This window comes from Porphyrobacter sp. AAP60 (assembly GCF_001296025.1).
Classification (GTDB): domain Bacteria; phylum Pseudomonadota; class Alphaproteobacteria; order Sphingomonadales; family Sphingomonadaceae; genus Erythrobacter.
In genome coordinates this window covers 546,347-560,691 of sequence record NZ_LJHV01000008.1, presented here as the reverse complement: position 1 = coordinate 560,691, position 14,345 = coordinate 546,347, and the positions used below count along the sequence as shown (strand labels likewise).

At 64.6% G+C, this 14,345-nt stretch carries 17 protein-coding genes; 6 read left to right on the top strand and 11 right to left on the bottom strand.

The window, feature by feature from the left end; translation table 11 throughout:
* Positions 1–65: 65 nt before the first annotated feature.
* Both IP79_RS08615 and purD read right to left on the bottom strand, forming a co-directional pair.
* A complete protein-coding gene (locus tag IP79_RS08615) occupies positions 66–506 on the bottom strand; it encodes a hypothetical protein (protein WP_156318199.1) in 441 nt (146 codons plus the stop codon).
* Positions 503–1,792, bottom strand: a complete 1,290-nt coding sequence (gene purD, locus IP79_RS08610) for a phosphoribosylamine--glycine ligase (RefSeq protein WP_054119033.1) — start codon at positions 1,790–1,792, stop codon at positions 503–505. The genes IP79_RS08615 and purD overlap by 4 nt, the downstream gene beginning before the upstream one ends.
* Here purD and xseA point away from each other — a divergent pair.
* Genes xseA through IP79_RS08590 form a run of 4 tightly spaced genes read left to right on the top strand, consistent with a single transcriptional unit; the run spans position 1,791 to position 5,346 of the window.
* A complete protein-coding gene (xseA, locus tag IP79_RS08605) occupies positions 1,791–3,278 on the top strand; it encodes an exodeoxyribonuclease VII large subunit (protein WP_054118797.1) in 1,488 nt (495 codons plus the stop codon). The genes purD and xseA overlap by 2 nt on opposite strands.
* Positions 3,279–3,302: 24 nt before the next feature.
* On the top strand, positions 3,303–3,506 hold the full coding sequence (locus tag IP79_RS08600; RefSeq protein WP_054118796.1) for a DUF2093 domain-containing protein: 204 nt from the start codon (positions 3,303–3,305) through the stop codon (positions 3,504–3,506).
* Between the two features lie 9 nt (positions 3,507–3,515).
* Positions 3,516–4,385 (top strand): M23 family metallopeptidase, encoded by an 870-nt coding sequence (locus IP79_RS08595; protein WP_054118795.1) that lies wholly within the window; start codon positions 3,516–3,518, stop codon positions 4,383–4,385.
* A gap of 1 nt (position 4,386) precedes the next feature.
* Complete coding sequence (locus IP79_RS08590) at positions 4,387–5,346, top strand: esterase-like activity of phytase family protein (protein ID WP_054118794.1); 960 nt, start codon at positions 4,387–4,389, stop codon at positions 5,344–5,346.
* A 69-nt stretch (positions 5,347–5,415) separates the two neighbouring features.
* On the opposite strand, the gene rpmB is transcribed toward IP79_RS08590, so the two are convergent.
* Positions 5,416–5,703: a 50S ribosomal protein L28 gene (rpmB, locus tag IP79_RS08585; RefSeq protein ID WP_054118793.1), complete on the bottom strand. Its 288-nt coding sequence runs from the start codon at positions 5,701–5,703 to the stop codon at positions 5,416–5,418.
* A gap of 251 nt (positions 5,704–5,954) precedes the next feature.
* On the opposite strand from rpmB, the gene IP79_RS08580 reads away from it, so the two are divergent.
* Both IP79_RS08580 and IP79_RS08575 read left to right on the top strand, forming a co-directional pair.
* Positions 5,955–6,200 carry a hypothetical protein gene (locus tag IP79_RS08580; RefSeq protein ID WP_054118792.1) on the top strand — a complete coding sequence of 82 codons (246 nt, stop codon included), beginning with the start codon at positions 5,955–5,957 and terminating at the stop codon, positions 6,198–6,200.
* Between the two features lie 21 nt (positions 6,201–6,221).
* Positions 6,222–6,677 (top strand): nucleoside deaminase, encoded by a 456-nt coding sequence (locus IP79_RS08575; RefSeq protein WP_233994139.1) that lies wholly within the window; start codon positions 6,222–6,224, stop codon positions 6,675–6,677.
* Positions 6,678–6,781: 104 nt separating this feature from the next.
* Here the strand turns inward: IP79_RS08575 and IP79_RS08570 are convergent, their stop codons facing one another.
* The 8 genes from IP79_RS08570 to IP79_RS08535 form a co-directional block, all read right to left on the bottom strand.
* Complete coding sequence (locus IP79_RS08570; protein WP_054118791.1) at positions 6,782–7,465, bottom strand: ribonuclease T2 family protein; 684 nt, start codon at positions 7,463–7,465, stop codon at positions 6,782–6,784.
* A gap of 115 nt (positions 7,466–7,580) precedes the next feature.
* Positions 7,581–8,027 (bottom strand): hypothetical protein, encoded by a 447-nt coding sequence (locus tag IP79_RS08565; protein ID WP_054118790.1) that lies wholly within the window; start codon positions 8,025–8,027, stop codon positions 7,581–7,583.
* Positions 8,024–8,899, bottom strand: coding sequence for a carboxylating nicotinate-nucleotide diphosphorylase (gene nadC / locus IP79_RS08560; RefSeq protein WP_054118789.1), 876 nt, complete (start codon positions 8,897–8,899; stop codon positions 8,024–8,026). The genes IP79_RS08565 and nadC overlap by 4 nt, the downstream gene beginning before the upstream one ends.
* Positions 8,900–9,026: 127 nt before the next feature.
* Complete coding sequence (locus IP79_RS08555) at positions 9,027–9,833, bottom strand: LytR/AlgR family response regulator transcription factor (protein WP_054118788.1); 807 nt, start codon at positions 9,831–9,833, stop codon at positions 9,027–9,029.
* Positions 9,830–11,050, bottom strand: coding sequence for a sensor histidine kinase (locus tag IP79_RS08550; RefSeq protein ID WP_054118787.1), 1,221 nt, complete (start codon positions 11,048–11,050; stop codon positions 9,830–9,832). The genes IP79_RS08555 and IP79_RS08550 overlap by 4 nt, the downstream gene beginning before the upstream one ends.
* Before the next feature lie 74 nt (positions 11,051–11,124).
* Positions 11,125–12,171: a hypothetical protein gene (locus IP79_RS08545; protein WP_233994138.1), complete on the bottom strand. Its 1,047-nt coding sequence runs from the start codon at positions 12,169–12,171 to the stop codon at positions 11,125–11,127.
* On the bottom strand, positions 12,168–12,881 hold the full coding sequence (locus IP79_RS08540) for a DsbA family protein (protein WP_054118786.1): 714 nt from the start codon (positions 12,879–12,881) through the stop codon (positions 12,168–12,170). Before IP79_RS08540 ends, IP79_RS08545 begins: the two co-directional genes overlap by 4 nt.
* A 37-nt stretch (positions 12,882–12,918) precedes the next feature.
* Positions 12,919–14,286, bottom strand: coding sequence for a M48 family metalloprotease (locus tag IP79_RS08535; RefSeq protein ID WP_054118785.1), 1,368 nt, complete (start codon positions 14,284–14,286; stop codon positions 12,919–12,921).
* Between the last annotated feature and the right edge of the window lie 59 nt (positions 14,287–14,345).

Here is a 14,345-nt window from a genome sequence, read left to right as displayed (position 1 = left end):
GGCGGTCGCCCTTGCGGCTGCTCCGCAGCCGAGGGTTGCCCGCAAGGCGGTGTGGTTTCCGGCGCTCACTCGTCCGGGACGTATCCGGCCTTGCGCAGCTTCACCATATACCGCGCGATCTGGTCGATCTGCGGGCGGGTGAGGGTGAAGTCCATATCCTCGGGGTAATTGTGCGCCTCGGCAAGCCAATCGGCGAGCGACTTTTCCGATAGCCCGCGCCGGTTTGCGATTGAGGCAAAGCTGGGGGCTGCCGGATTGACCGAAAGGAACGGCGGTTCGACCGCGTGGCACCCGCCGCAGGCTGCCTCGATAAAGGCGGGCGCGCGGGTATCGGCGTAAGGCGAGGTGGGCTTGCCCACCATCGGCGGCGGATTCTCGCTCCCCGGCGTCTGGCAGGCGGCGAGCGCAAGAAGCGGCGCGGCGATGAGGGCAATGGCGCGAAGGGGGTGCTGGGTCATGCTCACCCTATGCGCCATTCCCAGCGCCCCGTCCTTGATCATGATCAAATTTCGCCCGATTGCTCCCGCGCCACTTCGCGCCAGCCGATGTCGCGGCGGCAGAAGCCGGAGGGGAAGCTGATCGCGTCGACTGCGGCATAAGCGCGGGCCTGCGCCTCGGTCACGCTCGCGCCGGTTGCGGTCACAGCCAGCACGCGCCCGCCACTGGCCACCAGAGCGCCGTCCACAAGTGCGGTTCCGGCGTGGAATATCTTCACCAAATCATGGTGCGGCCCTCCCAAATTGATTGCGCCGCCCTTGTCCGGGCTGCCGGGATAGCCATTTGCGGCCATCACCACGGTCAGCGCGGTGCAGGCTTCGAATTCTGGCGATTCCTCGTCCAGTTCATCCAGTGCGCCGGTAGCGCACAGCCACATCATGTGCGCCAGATTATCGCGCAGCAGCATCATCAGCACCTGACATTCGGGATCGCCAAAGCGGGCGTTGTATTCAATCAGCTTCGGCCCTTCCGCCGTCAGCATCAGCCCTGCAAACAACACGCCCGAATACGGCACCCCGTCCTCGCGCATCGTCCGGACCGTCGGCTCGATGATCTCGGCCATCACGCGGGCCTGCAATTCCGCCGTCAGCACCGGGGCGGGCGAGTATGCCCCCATGCCACCCGTGTTCGGCCCCGTGTCGCCATCGCCCACGCGCTTGTGATCCTGCGCAGAGCCGAAGGGAACAATTGTGGTACCATCGGTGAGCGCGAAGAAGCTCGCTTCCTCGCCCTGCATGAACTCCTCGATCACCACCTGCGCGCCTGCGCCGCCGAATGCCCCGGCGAACATGTCGGCAAGCGCGGCCTCGGCGTCGGCGAGGGTTTCGGCGATCACCACGCCCTTGCCCGCTGCCAGCCCATCGGCCTTGAGCACATAGGGCGGAGAGAAGCGGGTGAGCGCGGCGCGGGCTTCCTCAAGCGAGGATGTGCGCACGTAACCGGCGGTGGGGATCCCGGCGCGGGCGCACAGGTCTTTGGTGAAGCCCTTGGACCCTTCCAGTTGCGCGGCGGCCTGCGATGGGCCGAACACCGGTACGCCTGCCGCGCGCAAGCTATCGGACAGGCCATCCACCAGCGGCGCTTCCGGGCCGACCACCACAAGGCCGATGGCGTTCCCGGCACAAAACGCGATCACCGCGCTGTGATCGGTCACCTCCAGCGCGACGCACTCTGCTTCCTCGGCAATGCCGGGATTTCCGGGGGCAGCGTAAAGGCGGGTGCAGGCAGGGGATTGCGCGAGCTTCCATGCCAGCGCATGTTCGCGGCCCCCAGACCCCAAAAGCAGGATATTCATGGCCCCTCCGCCGAATGACATTGACGATGCCGGGCTGGTAGCGCGTGGAAGGCAGGGCGACAACGCCGAGCCGCTTTCCATCAGCGAAATATCCGCGCTGCTGAAACGGACGGTCGAGGATCGCTTCGGCTATGTACGGCTGCGCGGCGAGCTTTCGGGGGTGAAGCGCGCGGCTTCAGGCCATTTCTACTGCGCGTTGAAAGACGAAGGCGCGGTGATCGACGGGGTGATGTGGAAAGGCAATGCCGCAAGGCTGAACTTCCGTGCCGAAGACGGGCTGGAAGTGATCGCGACCGGCAAGCTCACCACCTATCCGGGGCGTTCGAAATACCAGATCGTGATCGATTCGCTGGAACTGGCGGGCGAAGGGGCGCTGCTGGCGCTGCTGGAAAAGACCCGCGCCAGGCTTGCAGCAGAAGGTCTGTTCGATGCGGGCCGCAAGCGCCGTCTGCCCTACCTGCCGCAGGTGATCGGCGTGGTGACATCGCCCACTGGCGCAGTGATCCGCGATATTCTTCACCGTCTTGCCGATCGCTTCCCCACCCATGTGATTGTCTGGCCGGTGCTGGTGCAAGGCAACGGCGCGGCTGATCAGGTAGCGGCGGCGGTGCGCGGGTTCTCGGCGCTGGAACCGGGCGGGCCGGTGCCGCGCCCCGATGTGGTGATCGTCGCGCGCGGGGGCGGGTCGATCGAGGATCTGTGGAGCTTCAACGAGGAAGTGGTGGTGCGTGCCATCGCCGAATGCTCGATCCCGGTGATCAGCGCAGTGGGGCATGAAACCGATACCACGCTGGCAGATTTCGCTGCCGATCGCCGTGCGCCCACGCCCACCGCCGCTGCCGAAATGGCGGTGCCGGTGCGCGCCGATCTGGCGCTGACGCTGGCCGATCTGGGTGCCCGCCAACGCCGCGCCGTCTATCGCCCGGTCGAACTGGGGCGCGAACGGCTGGCGGCGCGCGCGCGGATGCTGCCTCGTCCCGAAAACCTGCTGCAACCCCAGGCCCAGCGGCTTGACGATCTGTCAGAGCGGCTGCGGCGAGGGCTGGGGGAACGTTCGGCGCGTGGACGCGAACGGCTGGCGGGGGTCGCAGCCCGGCTTTCCCCCAGCCTGCTGACCCGAGGCGCAGCCGAAGCGGCACGCCAGCTTGATCGTGCCCGGCTGTCCGCTTCACTGATCGAACGGCCCTTGCGCGCAGGCACCGACAGGCTTGCCGCGCTGACCCGCGTGATGAGCCAGTTGCACCCTGAAAAACCGCTCGAACGCGGCTATGCGATCATCCGCGACAGCCACGGCAAGGCGCTCACCACCCGCGCCGAAGCGGCGGGAGAAGCCGCGCTGGTGGTCCAGTTCCGTGACGGACGGCTGGATGCAGTGCCCGCCGGTGCGCCGCCCGCAACACCGGCCACACCGCCTCCCGCCGCCCCCAAATCACGCCCGCCGCGACCTGCCTCGCCGCCGCCTGCCCAAGATGATTTGTTCGGATAGCGCTCCGGTGCTATCAGTGGCATCATGCTGATGTCTTCTTCCGATAAGGCCGCCAAACTCTATTACGGCCCCTCGAGCTTCCGCGTGCTGCGTCCCGGCGCGCACGTGTTGTGTGCTGTCACCGGCGAGGCGATCCCGCTCGCGGAACTGCGGTATTGGAGTGCCGATCGGCAGGAGGCCTATGCCTCGTGCGAGATCGCCACACGCCGCCTGCTCGGACAGGATTGAGCGCGCGGGATGCTGAGCCTTCGGGCGCTGGGGGTGCTGGGCGCAATCGCCCTGTTCGGATGCGCGGCGAACGATCCGGCCCCGTCGAATGCCGCAGGGCAAGACGATCCTTTCTACGGGCAAAATACCCGGTTTTCGTGGCGCGGCGCGCTGACGCAGGGCGGCTTCATCAACGGCCTTGCACCGGATGGCACGGTGCGGGTGACGATGGGCGACACGCAGCTGGAACTGAGCCCGGATGGCACTTTCTTTGCCGCATTCGATCGTGACAGTCCTTCAACGGTGTTGCTCACCGCGCAGCTCGATAGCGGGCAGGTGCACCGCGAAACGCTGACCATCGTGCCGCGCGCCTGGCAGATCGAGCGGGTGGATGCTGCCAAGCGCGGAGGGCGCACCAGCGAAGCTTTTTGGAAAATCCGCGAACCGGAATGGAACGCGATCAATGCTGCGCGCGCGCAAGTTACCGGCGCGACCGGATGGCAACAGAATTTCATCTGGCCGGTCAAAGGCCGGATTTCCGGGCGGTTCGGCCGCCAGCGGGTCTTTCGCGGCGAGCCGGCCGATTACCATTCGGGCATTGATATCGCCCCGGGCGCAGGCGTGCCTTTCGTCGCCCCGGCCGATGGTGTGGTGGTGCTGGCGCGCACCGGTTTCAGCCTCGAAGGATCGCTGATCATCATCGATCACGGCAATGGCCTGAACAGCGCTTTCCTCCATGCCTCGCGGATTGTGGTGCGTGAAGGCGAACCCGTGACGCAGGGTCAGCATATCGGCAATGTCGGGGCGACCGGACGTGCCACCGGCCCGCATCTGCACTGGAGCCTGAAGTGGCGCCATGCGCGGCTCGACCCGATCCTGTTCACCGGACCGATGGACTGAAATGCCGCGCGCTCGCCGACTGATCGCGGCGCTGGCCGTGACCCTGCTGTGCGCGCCGGGCACCTGGCTGCGCTCCCATGTCGATATTGCGCCACCGCAGGAAGTCGCCGTTTCGCAGGTGGCACGGGCAGCCGCAACCGATGCCACCGGCTGGGCCTTGGCAGGGGTTTGGCAATACCGCGCCGAAGGGCTGCGGTTCGGCGGATTCTCCGCGATGCTGGCGCTCGGCCCGGGACGCTTGCGTGCCTTCACCGATCGCGGATTCCGCATGACTTTTTCCGAACCCGACTTGCCAGATCCCGATGGCGCGATGAACCGTCAGCACGTCGTGCCCGGCTGGGAGAATGATCTCACCGATATCGAATCGGCCACGCGCGATCCTGATGGCGGCTATTACTGGATCGGTTACGAACAGGTCCACGCAATCCTGCGCCACACCATTGCCAGCACGCCCGATGGCGTGCGCGATCTGCGCGAGCTGGTCGACTGGCCCGAGAATGGCGGGATCGAAGCGATGGTGCGCACCGCCGACGGGCGCTTCATCATCGTGCCGGAAACGGGGAACGAAGGGCTGATCTTCGCCCGCGATCCGGTGGCAGGGGGCAAGCCGCAAACCTTCCGTTTCCGCTCACCCGCCAAGGGCTATGTCGCGACCGACATGGCGCAGTTGCCCGATGGACGGTTGCTGGTGCTGATGCGCGATCTGGTCCGCCCTTCGCGTGCTGCGTGGCCACCGTTTTCCGCTCTGCTGGCAATTGGTGATCCCCCGGCAGCGGGCGGGGTCTTCGCGCCCGCTGTTACGCTGCGGCTCGACGATGTGATCCCGCGCGAAAACTACGAAGGCCTGACCCTGCGCCCGCGCGATGACGGGCGGGTGGATGTGTGGGTGATATCGGACGACAACTTTTCGATCATGCAGCGCACCTTGCTGGCGAAGCTGGTGTTCGATCCCGGCGCCTGACACAAGAAAAAGCGCCCGGTTTCCCGAGCGCCTTTTCGAATCGCCTCGTCCCCGCAGAGACGGCAGCTATCAGGCTGCGGCAGATGCCTTCAGCAGTTCACGCTTCACCTTCAGCGCGCTGGCCGAAAGCTTGTCGTCGCTGGTCTTGACGAGCCAGTTATCCAGTCCGCCATTGTGTTCGACCGAACGCAGACCGTGGGTCGAAACGCGGAACTTGAAGCTGCGCTCCAGCTTCTCGCTCATCAGCGTCACGTTCTGCAGGTTGGGCAGGAACACGCGCTTGGTCTTGTTGTTGGCGTGGCTGACATTGTTGCCAGTCATACGGCCCTTGCCGGTCAGTTCGCAGATGCGAGCCATGGTCTGTCTCTTCTCGTAAAAATCGGGTCTAAGCTCGGGCCTAGACAAGGAAAGCGGGGCGCATAACGGGGCGATGCCGAATCGTCAAGCAAGTTGCGCCTCTGGCCCCGCGCTTTGCAGCCCGTCCCACAGGAAGCACGCTTGCCCGCGTTGCCGTATGCGACAATGGAACTTCGCGGCCCTTGCTGTGGCTATTCCGCCCAGACCTGCGCGGCGCATTGCCCGTTGTCGGGCCAAATGGAGAAAATATCATGAAGCGTATCATCGCCACCACCCTCATCGCTCCCTTTGCATTGGGGCTCGCCGCGTGCGATGTCGACCAGACGCAGGAAGGCGAAATGCCCGAAGTTAATGTCGAAGGCGGACAGATGCCCGAATTCGACGTTGAAACCGCCGATGTCGATGTCGGAACCGAGGAAAAGACGATTGAAGTGCCCACTGTCGACGTCGATATGCCCGGCGATACCGAAGGCGAGCCGGTTACCGGCAACGAGTAACGCTTCACAGGATCGCGGGGCATGAACGAGGCGGGCTTCCGCAGCTTCATGCCCCGCGCTCTGGCTGCTGCGCGCAACGCGGCAGCAGCGGGCGAAGTGCCGATTGGCGCAGTGATCGTCAAGAATGGGACGATCATCGCCGAGGCCCACAATTCCCCCCGTACCGATCACGATCCCACCGCCCACGCCGAAATCCTTGCGATCCGCCACGCCGCAAAGGCGCTGGGCGATGAACGCCTGACGGGTTGCGAGCTGTGGGTGACGCTGGAGCCCTGCGCCATGTGCGCAGGCGCCATTGCCCATGCGCGAATCGCCCGGCTCTATTACGCGGCGAGCGATCCCAAAGGCGGCGCAGTGGAACACGGGTCGCGGGTGTTCGATCAGGAACAATGCCTTCACCGGCCCGAAATCTATGCCGGCATCGGCGAAACAGAGGCAGCAGAACTGCTGCGAGGCTTCTTCAGGGAGCGGCGCTGAGGCGGCAATGTTTCACGTGAAACATTGCGTGCCAGCCGACAATCGCACTGGCAAGGCTGGGTCTGGACAGGCCTAAAGGGGGCCTAGGCGGCACCAAGACGGGCCTAGAGCCCGCGCCAGATCTTTGCTGCGGCGCTATCTTTGGCGCCCCAGCGCGAGGCCGTGCAGCGGGCCGGACGGAATGTCTTGGCGTAGCACAATCGTATTTCTTCCAGCCAGCCGCGATCATTCAGCTTCACGCCAATGGCGCTTTCGGGGATGCCTGGGTTGGCATCGGCAAAAGCAGCGCGGATGCGGCCTGCGGTGAGGCTGTCCTCGCGACTGATGCGATCATAATCGGGGATGCGTAAGGACTCCCACAATATGCGCGTGACCTTGAGGTAATTGGCGGGCCGTTTGACCATGCAGCTGCCGTGCTTGGCCCATTGACGGGCGACCAGCCGTTCGGATGGCATCATGCACATCGCGCCGCGCACCTCGGCAGGGGTGAGGGCAGCGCCCTGAGGGCACCATTGCGGCCAGCTTGACCCGCTTTCGGGCCACAGGCCATGGACGACCAAGCCGAAGCTGCCGTTCTTGCCCGAACATTGCGCGGCATGGCTGCGCTGTCCCTCCCGCAGCTTGCAGAACTCCGGACTCCAGCTGAGCGCGAGGGTATAGCCCGTCACCGGCATGATGCGGCGCGGGCTGTCGGGCGTGATGGCGGGCACGCTGGTCACCTGCGGGGCGCGGCATTGGTAGGCCTGCGCGTGGGCGGTGGACGCAGTTGTGACCAGAAGCATCGTCATTGCGAGGAGCCGCAGGCGACGAAGCAATCCATGGACCGATGCGCTCTGCCAGACCCTCGGTTCATGGGTCGCCACGGGGCTGCGCCCCTCGCGATGACGAAGAGGGGCCACTAGGCTATTCGAATACCGCAGGGTCAACATCCCCCTTGTGTGCGAACCACCGGTTGCTGGCGGGGGTGAATAACAGCGCCACGGCGAACACGTCCAGCATCGTCGACGCCAGCACCAGTGGCTTGATAAGTCTGTATTCTAGCATCGTTGGCAAGACCATCAGCAAGGCCCCGAGCTTTAACAGTGCCATCACCGTTACCATCCAGCGAGCAAAGCGTACGGCGGAAAGCCACACCATCGCGATCGGAATCAGCGCAATCGAGAGCCATGCGCTGCGCCAGACAATCACCCACTCGCGCGACCAATTGAACGGTGGGAATAACTTTTGCAGATAGGCCTGCTGGCCGGGAATATCGAAAAGCCCCCCAATAAACTGCGGCAGAGAGGCACCGAAAAAAGCGATAGCAAAGATGGTAATGCTGCGCGGACGCCGCCGCGAAAGCGGGATCATACCGGCTTGAAATCCAGCCCGATGTCAGCCGCGGACGCGCTTTGCGTCAGGCGGCCGACCGAGATGTAATCGACCCCGCTGGCGGCCTTCGCCGCGATAGTCTCAAGGTTCACTCCGCCGCTCGCCTCGGTCGGCACGCGGCCTGCGACCAGTGCCACAGCCTCGGCCAGCGTTTCAGGCGGCATATTGTCGAGCAGCAGGTGGTGAGCGCCCGCTTCCAGCGCGGGTTCGATCTGGTCGAGGGTGTCGACTTCGCAGATGATCTTTTCGACCCCCGCATCGCGCGCGCGCCGCACCGCCTCGCCCACGCTGCCAGCCACTGCCACGTGATTATCCTTGATCATCGCCGCATCCCACAGCCCCATGCGATGGTTCTGCGCGCCGCCCTGCCGCGTGGCGTATTTTTCGAGGAAGCGCAGGCCCGGAATGGTCTTGCGCGTGTCCAGCAGCGTGCAGGCTGGGTTGCCATCTGCCCCGCGCATCGCGGTGACATAGTCCTGCGTCATGGTGGCGATGCCGGACAGGTGCTGGACGATGTTCAAGGCGCTGCGTTCCGCTGTCAGCAACGCCCGCGCCTTGCCCTCGATCCGCAACAGGTCGGTGCCCGCAGGCACCTTGTCGCCATCACGCACAAGGGGCTGGATCACGCAATCGGGGTCGAGATGCCGGAAGAACGCCTCGGCCAGCGGCAGGCCCGCAACGACGATCGCATCGCGGCTGTCCATCACCCCGGTGAAGCGCGCCTCCGCGGGGATCACGCTTTCGCTGGTTACATCGCGTCCGCCGCCGGGGATGCCTTCGCCGAGGTCTTCGGCGAGGGTTTCGCGGATAAATTTGGCGAGGTCGAAGCCGGCGAGGGTGAAGGTGTTCATGCCTTCACTCTAGCCGTTCGCCTCGAGCGAAGTCGAGAGGCCTCAGGCCTGTGTCTCGACTGACGACAGAATGTCGGCAGTACATCCCTGAGCCTGCCGAAGGGCTCGACACGAACGGAGTTGGGGATCAGTGAACAAATCTGGCCACCACGTCACGATACGACCGCGAAACCTTCACCTCGGCGCCGCTTTCCAGCACCAGAAAGCATTCGCCGTTGGTGTGGGGCTTCACCTGCCGCACCAGATCGAGGTTGACGATAGTGGAGCGGTGCACCCGCTGGAACTTGCGCGGATCAAGGCGGCGTTCCAGATCCTTCATCGTCTCGCGCAGCACCAGCGAATTGTCGCCGGTGGAGATGATCATGTAATCGCCCGCAGCCTCGATATTCTCGATCGTGTCGACTTCGACGCGGAAAATCTGGCCGCGATCCTTCACGTTGATCAGCTTTTCGAAGCGGTCCGCGTTGTCCGGCGCAGGCGCAGCGGTGTCGACGAAATCGGCGGCGCGGTCGGGCGCGATTTCGGCGAGCACATCGAGCAATTGCCCGGCGTCTTCGGCCGATTTCTTTTCGGCAAGGCGCTGGCGCACGCGTTCGATGGTGTCAGCCAGCTTCTGTTCGTCAACCGGCTTCATCAGATAATTGACGGCGTTGGCCTCGAACGCGCGGATGGCGTGTTCTTCATAGGCGGTGACAAAGACGAACAGGGGGGGTTCGATCTCCATCACGCCCTTGACCACGGAAAAGCCGTCAAAGCCGGGCATCTGGATATCCAGAAACACCAGATCGGGCTTTTCGGTCTTGATCTTGCGGATCGCCTCGCGCCCGTTGGCGCAGGTATCGATAATCTCGACATCGTCAAACGCCTGCAAGCGCAATTGCAGGCCCTGAATGGCCAGCTTCTCGTCGTCGACAAGGATGGTTCTGATCGTCATGCGGGGGTTCCGATACTTCTTTGCGGGGGGTTCAAGCCGAGAATGCCGTCGATTGTTCCAGCAGCAGCAAATGTTGCAGGCACGGTTTCGACGGTATCGGCGCGGGTGAAGGGTATTTCGATCAGCACCACAAAGCCGCCCCCGGCTTCCGATCGTGTTTCGAACAGATGTTTGTCGCCGTAGGCTTGCGCCAGGCGGTTGCGGATATTGGCAAGACCGACGCCGGTCGAAACGGGTCGGCCCGGCACCGGCGGCGCGCGCAATTCCGAAGGGTCGCGCGCTTCGAACCGCAAAGGTTCATCCACCCCCGGCCCGGTATCCTCGATCGTCAGCCGCAGGCGATCCCCGATCACCCGCGCTGTAAGTGAAATCCGCGCGCCTTCCTCCTGCGGGCTGACAGCATATTTGATCGCGTTTTCGACCAGCGGTTGCAGCAGCATCGATGGCAGCTGCGCATCCATCGCGGCGTCATCGATCTCGAAATGGGTGCGCAGCCGCTCTTCAAACCGCATCCGTTCGATATCGAGGTAAAGCTGCAGCGTCTCGATCTCCTGCGCCAGCGTCACCTGGCTGCCCGGTTCGGCAATCAGCGTGTGCCTCAAGAAGCCTGACAGGCGGGTGAGCATCGCATTGGCCGGTTCGGTCTGTTTCAGCAGCACCAGCGTGCTGATCGAATTCAATGTGTTGAACAGGAAATGCGGGTTGAGCTGATAGCGCAGCATCGCCAGCTGCGCGGCGGTGGCCTGCGCTTCCAGCCGTTCCAGCCGGTCTGCCTGCTGTTCCACCGTGAGGAAGAAATTGATCGCGTAATACAGCGCGCTCCACCCGCCCAGCAGGGTCATGGGCAAATAGAGCAGACCGATCAGGCGCTGCACGAAGGTATCGCGGCCTCCCCCGGTGTATACCCCCTGCACCCAGGCGTCGATCGAAGCGTGCAGAACGACGGCGACGATCAGCACAAACGCGGTCAGCCCCCATGTCACAAGCGGTTGCTGGCGGATCAGTTGGCGGTAGATGACCGAGAGGATCAGGCTGATCGAAAAGCCGGTGATGGTCGTGACGAGGATCAGCGCCAGCACATCGAGGTCCTGCTTGTTCGCCAGCGCAGAGACCGCGCGCAACAGGAAAGCCGCACCCCAGCCCGCCAGCTGGAGGTTCCAGAACGCCCGGTTCTTGCTCGCAAAGAACGGCGCCGCCTGGATCTGGAGCACTGCCATAGGCCCGAAGGTCTAACGCATTTCGTCGCAAACGGCACTGCAATTTGCAGCCGCCGCCGCTGGCGGAACACGGATCATCGCTTGCGCACCGGCAGAAGGCCGCCATCAGGGTCAATCTCGCGGCGGAACTGCTGCGTCCAGTCGGCCCTGCCTTCGCGTGCCATCAGATCGGCGATCAGGGGCAGTTCGGCCGTGATGAATTCGGCGCGTTCGTCCCAGCCATCATGCTTGCGCAGCATCAGCAGCCCGGCATCATGCTTCGATCCCCATTGCTCCATGAACCGCGCGGCCGCCGCCGGATCATAGCCCGCATTGGCCAGCAGCCACGGCATCAGCCGGTCGGCCTCGCGCTCGGTCCGGCGCACGTGCTTGCGGCTGCGCCCGTTTCGATCGAGCCAGCCACTATGCCCCAGCACGTTGTGCGCCAGTTCATGCGCGACGACCCCTGCAAACACCGGCTCGTCATAGGCGAAGGCGGGAAACTCGATCCCGATCACCACGCGGTTGCCATCGGCCACGGCCTTGTCGCCTGCGCCCATCAGTTCGAACCGGGTGGCGCAGACTTCCACCGGTTGCAGGCGCGCTTCGCTGCCATCGGCAAAGCCGATCGCGATGCCGCCATGCTCGGTCAGCATCGCCTCGATGTGATCATGCGCGGTCACCAACCGCTGCCATTCCATTGCCGGGCCAGCGTACCAGCCATTGGGATCGAACCGTTCCAGCGCGGTAATTTCGCGGTTGCGGGTGAAGGCGCCCGATTGTGCAGCAGGCGATCCGCGCGCAGCGGTCTGCACCGCGAAATCGCGCTTGAGGCCAAGCGCCCGGCGCGCAATCGCGGGCGCGCCGTAGCTGGCCATGTCCTGCAATTGCAGCCCGATCGAAGGCACCACCCTAGAGCAGTAGCCGACATTGCCGCGCGCCAACTGCCAGCCCACATCCTGCAACCGCTGGTCGGCATCCTGAAACCGGCCAATGGCAGCGCGTTCGGCGGCATAATCGATCGCGACAGGATCGATGGCCACAGGCCCTTTTTGCGCCAGCAGCGGCGGGCACAACAGCGGCGGGCACAACAGCGCAAGCCACAGCGCGGCACCAACTCGCCAGCGCAGGGCCTGCATCATCCGGCCTCGTCGCTGGCGAGCGCGGCCTTGAGCCTGTCATAGCCCACCGCACCGCCCAACGGTTTGCGCCCGGCGATCCACGCAGGCGTGCCGGTGAAGCCGAGCGAGCGCGCCAGTTCGAGATTGCGGGCGATTTCTGCGGAGACAGCATCCGAGGCCGCGTCAGCCTCTGCCCGCGCCATGTCCAGCCCCGCCGCCCTGGCCGCCGCTGCGGCATCACCGGAAGCGAACATCGCTTCGTGGAAGGCTGCATATTTGCCCTGCAATCCGGCGGCCAGCGCCATGCGCGAGGCCACGTCGCTGCCTTCGAAGATCGGCCACTCGCGGATCACGACCTTCAGATCGGGGTCTTCGGCCACCAGCCGCTTCACATCCTTCAGGCTCGCCTCGCAATAGGGGCAGTTATAATCGGTGAACTCGACCAGCACCCGGTTGCCTGCAGGATTGCCGAGCACCACGCCGGGAAAAGCGGTGAACACATCATCGCCCATCGCCGCCAGCCGGCCGGCCGCTTCCTGTTCTTCGTAGGCGGCCACCATCTGCGGCAGCATTTCGGGATTGCCGAGCAGGAAGGCGCGGGTGCGGTTGTCGGCAAGGCCGGAGTAAGACCATGTCGCTGCGCCCAGAAAGCCGAACACCAGCGCCAGCAGCGCGGTCAGCAGGGTGTGGCGCAAGGTCGAGGGCGCGTCTTGGATCGGTTCTTCGGGCATGGAGTTTCCGTCGGCAACAGGTGGGACGCTGCAAAGCCTAGCGCTTGTCGCGCAGGCGTTCCAGTTCGCTGCGCGCTTCCAGCGCAACATCCTGTGCGCGAATCCAGTCGGGCGAACCGTAAGGCAGGCTCGCCTCGGCAGCCTGCGCATTGGCGAGTGCCTGCGGATAGAGCCTGTTCATCACCTGCTGTTCGGCGCTGGCCAACCGCGCGCGGGGGATATCGCCGCGCGCGGCATAGACCACGCCCAGCTGATACCACGCGAAGGGATTGTAGCGATCGCGCTGAACCGCGGCGCGCAGCACGGTTTCAGCTTCGGCGAAATAGCGCTCATCTTCGGTCGCAATCAGTGCGTGCCCCAGCATTCCCGCGATCAGCGAATGTGAGCGAGTGAGCTCGGTCGCGCGGCGCAGCGGGACGAGCGCCTCCAGCGGACGTCCGGATTCAAGCAGCACCTGCCCCTTGAGCTCCAGAAACCACGGGTTGTCCGGCTCTGCCGCCAGCAGCGCATCGGCCTCGGCCAATGATTTCTCCACCTGGGCATCCTTGTGATAGGCATAGGCGCGGGCATAGCGAGCCGGGACGCTGGTATTGCTCGGCGGGAAATAGGTCAGCGTGCGGCGTGGTTCGGCGAGATAGCCGTACAGTTTGGCGCGGGCACGCACGAAACGTTCCTGCAAGGCCGGATCGGGTTCGACATCCCATGCCGGATCCTGATCCAGCAACCCGCGCAAGGTCTGGATACGGTCGCCCGATAGCGGGTGTGTGCGGCCATAGGCAGCTTCGGCGGCCTGACTGTATCCGCGCCGGATTTCGTTGCCGCGCAGGCGTTCGAAGAACTTGATCATGCCCTTGCCGCTGATCCCCGCGCCCGCAAGATAGCGGGCCCCTGCCAGATCGGTGGAGGCTTCCTGATCGCGGTTGAACGACAGGAAGCTGCCAAGCGCGGCTTGCTGCCCGGCCATGATCGCGCCCATTCCCGCCTCGCCCGCTCCGGCCAGCGCCGCACCCACGCCCAACAGCAACGACAGGATGGTGATCCCGGTCGCCGCCTTGGTGCGTTCGGCAAAGCGGGTCACGTGCCCCGCGGTAATGTGGCCCAGCTCGTGGGCCAGCACGCCTTGCACTTCATTGGCGGTTTCGGCCTCGTTGATCAGGCCGGTATGGACGTAGATTACCTGACCGCCCGCAACGAAAGCGTTGATCGAGCCGTCATTGATCAACACCAGTTCGACATTGCCCGCTTCAAGCTCGCTTGCCTCGACCAGCGGGGCGACCATGTCCTTGAGCAGTTCTTCGGTCTCGGCATCGCGCAGGATCGATTGCGCTGCAACCGGTTGCAGCGCGACCAGCGCGCTTGCCAGCAAAGCGAGGACATAGGCAAAGGGGGAAGGGCGGCCACGCATCGCGTCGACCCTACCGGACTTGCGCCTGAACGCAAAGTGAAGCGGGCAGGCTGCCCGGG

Excerpts from the sequence above, each read along its gene's own strand:
- IP79_RS08550 (WP_054118787.1), bottom strand. The coding sequence starts at position 11,050 with ATGGCAGTGCTCCAGATCCAGGCGGCGCCGTTCTTTGCGAGCAAGAAC.
- purD (WP_054119033.1), bottom strand. The coding sequence starts at position 1,792 with ATGAATATCCTGCTTTTGGGGTCTGGGGGCCGCGAACATGCGCTGGCA.
- IP79_RS08580 (WP_054118792.1), top strand. The coding sequence starts at position 5,955 with ATGAAGCGTATCATCGCCACCACCCTCATCGCTCCCTTTGCATTGGGG.
- IP79_RS08565 (WP_054118790.1), bottom strand. The coding sequence starts at position 8,027 with ATGATCCCGCTTTCGCGGCGGCGTCCGCGCAGCATTACCATCTTTGCT.
- IP79_RS08570 (WP_054118791.1), bottom strand. The coding sequence starts at position 7,465 with ATGACGATGCTTCTGGTCACAACTGCGTCCACCGCCCACGCGCAGGCC.
- IP79_RS08575 (WP_233994139.1), top strand. The coding sequence starts at position 6,222 with ATGAACGAGGCGGGCTTCCGCAGCTTCATGCCCCGCGCTCTGGCTGCT.
- IP79_RS08600 (WP_054118796.1), top strand. The coding sequence starts at position 3,303 with ATGCTGATGTCTTCTTCCGATAAGGCCGCCAAACTCTATTACGGCCCC.
- IP79_RS08540 (WP_054118786.1), bottom strand. The coding sequence starts at position 12,881 with ATGCCCGAAGAACCGATCCAAGACGCGCCCTCGACCTTGCGCCACACC.
- IP79_RS08535 (WP_054118785.1), bottom strand. The coding sequence starts at position 14,286 with ATGCGTGGCCGCCCTTCCCCCTTTGCCTATGTCCTCGCTTTGCTGGCA.
- IP79_RS08555 (WP_054118788.1), bottom strand. The coding sequence starts at position 9,833 with ATGACGATCAGAACCATCCTTGTCGACGACGAGAAGCTGGCCATTCAG.
- IP79_RS08590 (WP_054118794.1), top strand. The coding sequence starts at position 4,387 with ATGCCGCGCGCTCGCCGACTGATCGCGGCGCTGGCCGTGACCCTGCTG.
- rpmB (WP_054118793.1), bottom strand. The coding sequence starts at position 5,703 with ATGGCTCGCATCTGCGAACTGACCGGCAAGGGCCGTATGACTGGCAAC.
- IP79_RS08595 (WP_054118795.1), top strand. The coding sequence starts at position 3,516 with ATGCTGAGCCTTCGGGCGCTGGGGGTGCTGGGCGCAATCGCCCTGTTC.
- IP79_RS08545 (WP_233994138.1), bottom strand. The coding sequence starts at position 12,171 with ATGATGCAGGCCCTGCGCTGGCGAGTTGGTGCCGCGCTGTGGCTTGCG.
- xseA (WP_054118797.1), top strand. The coding sequence starts at position 1,791 with ATGGCCCCTCCGCCGAATGACATTGACGATGCCGGGCTGGTAGCGCGT.
- nadC (WP_054118789.1), bottom strand. The coding sequence starts at position 8,899 with ATGAACACCTTCACCCTCGCCGGCTTCGACCTCGCCAAATTTATCCGC.